At 71.8% G+C, this 6,315-nt stretch carries 6 protein-coding genes; all 6 read left to right on the forward strand.

Annotated elements, in window-relative coordinates:
• The first annotated feature begins 6 nt into the window (after positions 1-6).
• The 6 genes from D7W82_RS21325 (at position 7) to D7W82_RS21350 (ending at position 6,284) form a co-directional block, all read left to right on the forward strand.
• Complete coding sequence (locus D7W82_RS21325) at positions 7-729, forward strand: TetR/AcrR family transcriptional regulator (RefSeq protein ID WP_233587847.1); 723 nt, start codon at positions 7-9, stop codon at positions 727-729.
• An 87-nt stretch (positions 730-816) separates the two neighbouring features.
• Entirely contained in the window at positions 817-2,055 is a 1,239-nt protein-coding gene (locus tag D7W82_RS21330; RefSeq protein WP_120620115.1) for an acyl-CoA dehydrogenase family protein, read from the forward strand.
• Between the two features lie 2 nt (positions 2,056-2,057).
• Positions 2,058-3,137, forward strand: a complete 1,080-nt coding sequence (locus tag D7W82_RS21335; protein WP_120620116.1) for a phosphotransferase family protein — start codon at positions 2,058-2,060, stop codon at positions 3,135-3,137.
• Between the two features lies 1 nt (position 3,138).
• A complete protein-coding gene (locus D7W82_RS21340; protein ID WP_120620117.1) occupies positions 3,139-3,831 on the forward strand; it encodes a histidine phosphatase family protein in 693 nt (230 codons plus the stop codon).
• Positions 3,832-3,857: 26 nt separating this feature from the next.
• Positions 3,858-5,147 (forward strand): LamB/YcsF family protein, encoded by a 1,290-nt coding sequence (locus D7W82_RS21345; RefSeq protein ID WP_120620118.1) that lies wholly within the window; start codon positions 3,858-3,860, stop codon positions 5,145-5,147.
• A 210-nt stretch (positions 5,148-5,357) separates the two neighbouring features.
• Positions 5,358-6,284: a biotin-dependent carboxyltransferase family protein gene (locus D7W82_RS21350; RefSeq protein ID WP_120620119.1), complete on the forward strand. Its 927-nt coding sequence runs from the start codon at positions 5,358-5,360 to the stop codon at positions 6,282-6,284.
• The last annotated feature ends 31 nt before the right edge of the window (positions 6,285-6,315 follow it).

Raw genomic sequence — 6,315 nt, forward strand, 5'->3', positions numbered from 1 at the left:
TCTGGGATGCCATCCCCCCGCCGTGGCAAGACGCCGCCTCCCCCCGCTGCTCCGGAGCCTGACGCCCGGGCGCGCCTCATCGCCGCCGGACAGCGCGTGTTGGGGGAGCGCGGCTACGACGCCGCCACGGTGAAGGAGGTGGCGCGCGAGGCCGGGGTGAACCAGGGCCTGGTGCACTACTACTTCGGCAGCAAGGACGCGCTGCTGCTGGCCGTCACACAGGAGGCGAGCCGGCAGTACCTGTCGGAGCTGGAGCGGCTGCGCGCGCAGACCCCGGCGGAGGAGCTGGCGCAGACGGCCTTCGCCTGGGGCGAGAAGCTGGCCACGGACGCGCCGGGCACGTGCCGGTTGCGCTACGAGCTGTTCGCGCTGGGCCTGCGCAACCGGGAGCTGACGCCCGCCGTCGCGCAGCTCCTGGGCCAGGGCGACGAGGAGATCGCCCGCACCGTGGCGCACGTGCGCACGGGCCACGATACGGCCCCCTCCGCCGAGGACCTGCACTACGCGGTCATCATCAAGGCGTGCGTGGACGGGCTCGCGCTGCACCATCAGCTGGACAAGAGCTTCGACCCGCTGCCCGTGTACGCGCTGCTGCGGCGGATCATGCTCGCGAGCATCGAGCAGCCCGCCCCGCCCCGCGCGCCCGCGCGCAAGCCGAAGGCCCAGGGCCGTCGCGGAACGCGCTCACTCCGTACGCCGCGCAAGGCGCCGGGCCCGCGCCGCCGCTGAAGGCAGCGGCCAGGCCAGCGCCAGCCCCAGAACAGACATTCAACATTCAGTGGCATCGCCAACCCGGCGGGGCGCAGGATGCCTCGCATGGACTTCCAGCCTTCCGCCAGGACGACCGAATACCTGGAGCGCGTGAAGCGCTTCATGGCTGACCACATCGAGCCGGTGGAGGCCGGGTACCTCCAGGCCCTGCACGCGATGGAGGCTGGCGGGGATTGGCGCCAGTGGAAGGTGCCTCCGGTGATGGTGGAGCTCAAGGCCCGCGCGAAGGCAGAAGGGCTGTGGAACCTCTTCCTCCCGGACGCGAAGCTGGGCGCGGGCCTGAGCACGCTGGAGTACGCGCCGCTCGCGGAAGCCATGGGCCGCAGCTTCATGGCGCCGGAGGTCTTCAATTGCAGCGCCCCGGACACCGGCAACATGGAGGTGCTCTGGCGCTACGGCTCTCCTGAGCAGCAGGAGCAGTGGTTGAAGCCGCTGCTCGCGGGCGACATCCGCTCCGTGTTCTGCATGACGGAGCCGGACGCGGCGTCGTCGGACGCCACCAACATGCAGGCCACCGCCGAGGTGGACGGCGACCACGTGGTCCTCAACGGCAAGAAGTGGTGGTCCAGCGGCCTGGGCCACCCCAACGCGAAGGTGGCCATCTTCATGGGCCGCACGTCGCAGGCGGGCGCGGACCGCCACCACCAGCACTCCATGGTCCTGGTGCCCATGGACGCGCCGGGCGTGGAGATCATCCGCATGCTGCCCGTGTACGGCGACCACGACGCCCCGCATGGCCACGGCGAGGTGCACTTCCACAACGTGCGGCTGCCGGTGTCCGCGCTCATCTCCGGGCCGGGCATGGGCTTTGAAATCGCGCAGGGCCGCCTGGGCCCGGGCCGCATCCACCACTGCATGCGCTGCATTGGCGCGGCGGAGCGGGCGCTGGAGCTGATGATCGACCGGGGCATGGGCCGCACCGCGTTCGGCAAGCCGCTCATCAACCTGGGCGGCAACCGCGAGCGCGTGGCGGAGGCGCGCATCGCCATCGACCAGGCGCGCCTGCTCACGCTGTACGCGGCGTGGAAGCTGGATGACGTGGGCGCGCTGGGCGCGATGACGGAGATTTCGGCCATCAAGGTCGTGGCGCCCAACGTGCTCCAGAAGGTGGTGGACGACGCCATCCAGGTGCACGGCGGCGCGGGTGTGTCGCGTGACACGCCGCTGGCGGGCTTCTTCGCCCAGGCACGCAGCCTGCGCATCGCGGACGGCCCGGACGAAGTGCACAAGGGCGTCATCACCCGCATCGAGCTCGCGAAGCGCGGCTTCAGCAAGGGAGGTTGAACATGACGGCTCCGGGCTCCATCCCCCTGGACGAGGGCAAGGCCGTGCGCTCCGGCGAGGCGCTGGACGTGCCCGCGGTGGACGCGTGGCTGAAGACCCAGGTGCCCTCGCTCCAGGGCACGCCGGAGGTGACGCAGTACACGGGCGGCGCCTCCAACTGGACCTACCGGCTCAAGTACGAGAACCGCGACCTCATCCTGCGCAGGCCGCCCTCGGGCACCAAGGCGAAGTCCGCGCACGACATGTCGCGCGAGTACACCGTGCAGCAGGCGCTCAAGCCCGTGTACCCGGTGGTGCCCACCATGGTGGGGCTGTGCCAGGACCCGGCCGTGCTGGGCGCGGAGTTCTACGTGATGGAGCGCATCCCCGGCCTCATCCCGCGCAAGCACCTGCCCAAGGGGCTGGACCTGGACAAGGCCCGCACGCGCCAGCTGTGCCTCAACGTGGTGGATCAGCTCATCGCGCTGCACGGCGTGGACGCGCAGGCGGTGGGGCTCCAGTCGCTGGGCAAGGGGCCGGGCTATCCGCAGCGGCAGATCTCCGGCTGGTCCGACCGCTACGAGAAGGCGCTCACCTGGAACGTGCCCCGGATGGAGCGCACGCGCGAGTGGCTGTCCGCGCACGTGCCTCCGGACATCAAGACGTGCGTCATCCACAACGACTGGCGCTTCGACAACGTGGTGCTCAAGCCGGAGGACCCCACGCAGGTCATCGGGGTGCTGGACTGGGAGATGGCCACGCTGGGCGACCCGCTGATGGACCTGGGCAACACGCTGGCCTACTGGGTCCAGGCGGATGACGACGCCTTCCTGCGCATGACGCGCCGGCAGCCCACGGACCTGCCCGGCATGCTCACGCGCGACGAGGTGGTGGCGTACTACCTGGAGCGCACCGGCCTGAAGCCCGCCAACTGGGCCTTCTACGAGGTCTACGGCGTGTTCCGGCTCGCGGTCATCGCGCAGCAGATCTACTACCGCTACCACCACAAGCAGACGCGCAACCCGGCGTTCAAGAACTACTGGCTCATCGTCAACTACCTGGCCTACCGCTGCCGGCAGCTCATCAAGAAGGCGGGGGGCTGAGATGGGCGCGCTCTACTTCATCCGTCACGGCCAGGCGTCCTTCGGCGCGAAGGATTACGACAAGCTGTCGGACGTGGGCGTGCAGCAGGCGCGCGTCCTGGGTGAAGCGCTGCGCACGCGGCTGCCCAAGGTGGACGCGGTGGTGACGGGCACCCTGCTGCGCCACCGCGAGACGGCGGACGCGTGCCTCCAGGCGCTGGGCCTTCAGGTGGAGCCCGTGCGGACGGCAGGCTTCAACGAGTTCGACCACGAGGAGGTCGTGCACCGGCACACGCCGCGCTACGCGGACTTCGCCGTGCTGCGGGAGGAGCTGGCCGCGATGAAGGACCCTCGCCGCGCGTACCAGGACCTGTTCACCCAGGCCGTGGGGCGTTGGGTCGCGGGCGGACACGACAGCGAGTACACGGAGTCCTGGAGCGCGTTCAAGGCGCGCTGCCTGGAGGCGCTGGCGACGCTCGTGGCCTCGCTGGGGTCCTCCAGGACGGCGCTGGTATTCACTTCCGGCGGCCCCATCACGGCCATCAGCCAGGACCTCTTGGGCATCCCGGACGAGCACGCGTTCCGGACGAACTGGACGCTGGCGAACTGTGGAGTCACGAAGGTCATCTACAGCGAGCGGGGCCGGTATCTGTCCACTCTCAACGAGCACGGACACTTCGAGGGCGAACACCGCGCGCTCATCACCTACCGCTGAGGTGGGGGCTCGCGTAGCGTGAGCCCATGACGCGGTGCCTGCTCAACATCGACCTGGGGGAGCTGCCCGGGGAGGACGAACAGCTCTACGCGCTCGCGCACCTGGCGAACATCGCCTGCGGAGGCCACGCGGGGGATGCGGCGTCCATGCGGCGGGCGCTGGAGCTGTGCGAGCGCCACGGCACGCTGGCGGGCGCGCATCCGTCCTACGCGGACCGCGAGAACTTCGGGCGCAAGGCGCTGGACGTGGCGCCGGAGGTGCTGCGCGCGCAGGTGGCGGAGCAGTGCGGGCAGCTGGCCACGCTGGCCCGCGAGCTCGGCGTGCCGGTGCGGCATGCGAAGCCGCATGGAGCGCTGTACCACGCGGCCAACAAGTCCCCGGCGCTGGCGCGCGCGGTGGTGGACGGCGTGGTGGAGGCGCTGGGGACGGATGTCACGATGGTGGGGCCCGGAACCGGCGCGCTGAGCGACGCGGCGCGGGCGGCGGGGCTCGGATATGCGCGCGAGGGCTTCGCGGACCGGGGCACCTTGCCGGACGGTTCGCTGATTCCGCGCGGCCAGCCCGGCGCGGTGCTGACGGACGTGGGGCAGGCGCGCGAGAACACGGTGCGGCTGGCCACGGGCGGCACGGTGGACACCCTCTGCGTGCACGGCGACACGCCGGGCGCGGTGGTGCTGGCCCGCGAGGTGCGCGCGATGCTGGACGCGCTGGAGCAACCGCCGGAGCCGCTGGGAGACAGCGCGCTGCGGCTGGTGCTGCCGGAGTCGGTGGACCGGGGCCTGGCGCGCGAGGCCCTGGCCGCGCTGCCGGGTGTGCGGGACGCGGTCATCACCGAGTCCCACGCCTGCGTGTACTTCGACCCGGAGACACCACCTGATTCCCCGGCGCTCGTGCTGACGCGGCTGCGCGTGGCACCGGTCACGCACGTGGAGCATCCGCTCATCCGCATCCGCGTGCGCTACGACGGCGAGGACCTGGCGAAGGTGGCCGAACACGCGGGCCTGTCGGTGGAGGAAGTGGTGCGGCGCCACACGGCACGCGAGTACCGGGTGCGCTGCGTGGGCTTCCTGCCGGGCTTCGCGTACCTGGGGGACGTGGATCCGAGCATCGCGTGTCCCCGGCTGCCGGTGCCGCGCACGCGGGTGCCAGCGCTCGCGGTGGGCATCGCCGGGACGCGCACGGGCGTGTATCCGTTCGCGTCGCCCGGAGGCTGGAACCTCGTGGGCACCGCGCTGGACTTCACCGCCTTCGACCCCCAGCGCGGCACGGAGCTCCAGCTGGGAGCCCGCGTGCGCTTCGAGCGGGTGGAGACATGACGGCGTTCCGCCCGACGCGGCCCCAAACCTGTCCGACTGTCGGACAGGTTTCCGCTGTCCGGCTGGGCGGGACTCGAAACGTGTCCGACTGTCGGACAGGTTTGTGCGATGTGGCGCTGCCGGGGAGCCTCCAGCGGCTCTCGCATTCTCATCCCCGGGAACAGCATCCGTGTCCGAGGGCGTGGGCATGACCGCGCGGGGTAAAGAGGCATGAGCGCCTGCATCGAGATCGTCGGCCTGGGTGCCCCTGCCACCGTGCAGGACGGTGGACGGCCCGGCGTCATGCATCACGGCGTGCCGCCCGGCGGCGCGTGGGTGCCGGAGCTGCTTGTCGCGGCGAATCGCGCGGTGGGCAACGCACCTGGGGCCGCGGCGTTGGAGTCCTTCGGGCGGCTGGAGCTGCGCGCACGGGGCCGCGACGTGCGCGTGTCCGTGGATGGAGAAGCCCCCAGCCTCCTCGCGGACGGCGCCACGCTCACCGTGCCCGCGCCCACCCGGCATGCCGTGCGCTACGTGGCCGTGGATGGCGCGCTCGCCGTCCCTGAAGTCCTCGGAGGCCAGGGCACGCTGTGGGTGGCCCGCCTGGGCGGATGGGAAGGCCGCCCCCTGCGCACCGGCGACCAGCTCCCACTGGGCCCTCCCGCCACGCCGGTTGCCGCTCCTTCCGAGGCCGACCTGTCACGTCTCACGGAAGCCCTGGACCCCGCCGCCCCGCTGCGCGTGCTCCTGGGCCCGGATGCGTCCTCCTTCAGCGACGCGGCCGTGGCGCTGCTCCTGGGCAGCACCTTCACCGTGTCGCCCTCCAGCGACCGCGTGGGCCAGCGGCTGGACGGACCTCCCGTGCCCCACGGCGACGAGGGCGGGGGCACCTGCCGCCCCATGGTGCGCGGCGCCATCCAGGTCACCCTCTCCGGCACGCCCATCGTGATGGGACCGGACCACCCCACCACCGGGGGCTACCCCCTCATCGCCGTCGTCATCCGCGCGGACTGGGGCCGCCTGGGGGCTCGCCGTCCGGGCGCACCGGTGCGCTTCCAGGCCGTGACCCTGGAGGTCGCTCGCGACGCCTGGAGGACCCACCCCGCCCGGATGGCCGGGGCAACTTCGGACCCGGTCCGGCCGATACTGGGGGCATGACTCCTCCGAAGATCGGCCCGCGCCCCACCGT

This window comes from Corallococcus sp. CA049B (assembly GCF_003611685.1).
Taxonomy (GTDB): Bacteria; Myxococcota; Myxococcia; order Myxococcales; family Myxococcaceae; genus Corallococcus; species Corallococcus coralloides.

Bases quoted from the DNA above. Each gene is read 5' to 3' on its own strand.
- D7W82_RS21325 (WP_233587847.1), top strand. From the start codon at position 7: ATGCCATCCCCCCGCCGTGGCAAGACGCCGCCTCCCCCCGCTGCTCCG.
- D7W82_RS21330 (WP_120620115.1), top strand. From the start codon at position 817: ATGGACTTCCAGCCTTCCGCCAGGACGACCGAATACCTGGAGCGCGTG.
- D7W82_RS21335 (WP_120620116.1), top strand. From the start codon at position 2,058: ATGACGGCTCCGGGCTCCATCCCCCTGGACGAGGGCAAGGCCGTGCGC.
- D7W82_RS21340 (WP_120620117.1), top strand. From the start codon at position 3,139: ATGGGCGCGCTCTACTTCATCCGTCACGGCCAGGCGTCCTTCGGCGCG.
- D7W82_RS21345 (WP_120620118.1), top strand. From the start codon at position 3,858: ATGACGCGGTGCCTGCTCAACATCGACCTGGGGGAGCTGCCCGGGGAG.
- D7W82_RS21350 (WP_120620119.1), top strand. From the start codon at position 5,358: ATGAGCGCCTGCATCGAGATCGTCGGCCTGGGTGCCCCTGCCACCGTG.